Below are 574 nucleotides of genomic sequence, written 5' to 3'. Positions count from 1 at the left end.
GGAGTCAAATCGAACGTGAGGCAGAAGGACAAACTGTCTACTTTCACGCTTGGGGTGGTAGCCAAGAGATCAACCGCTACATTCAATGGGCAGGCAAACAGCTACAACAAAACCATGGTGTAACACTCAAACACGTTAAAGTGACTGACATAGCGGAGACGACCACTCGTCTGGTCGCTGAAAAAGCCGCAGGTAAAAACAGTGGCGGTAGTGTTGATATGGTCTGGATCAACGGTGAGAACTTCCGTTCTATGAAAGACAACGCGCTACTGTTTGGTCCTTTCACGCAAACACTGCCTAACTGGCAATATGTCGACAAATCACTTCCGATTGATGTCGACTTCTCAGAGCCAACCGAGGGCTTAGAAGCACCTTGTGGCGTTGGTCAACTGGTCTTCATTCACGACCAAGAGACATTAAACAATCCGCCTAATTCATTCTCAGAGATGTTGAGCTACGCGCAAGCTTACCCAAATCGTCTGAGCTACCCTCGCCCACCGGAGTTTCATGGTACAAGCTTTGTTAAGTCTCTGCTGATTGAGCTGACCTAGAATAACCCTGCTCTGTCTAAGCC

1 pseudogene is annotated in these 574 nt (G+C 48.3%); it reads left to right on the top strand.

From position 1 onward, the window contains the following. Positions 1 to 548, top strand: a pseudogene (locus tag KIV40_RS32310) (ABC transporter substrate-binding protein); the annotation flags it as partial. Between the last annotated feature and the right edge of the window lie 26 nt (positions 549 to 574).

This window comes from Vibrio sp. D173a (assembly GCF_030248475.1).
This window is presented reverse-complemented; position numbering and strand designations above follow the sequence as displayed.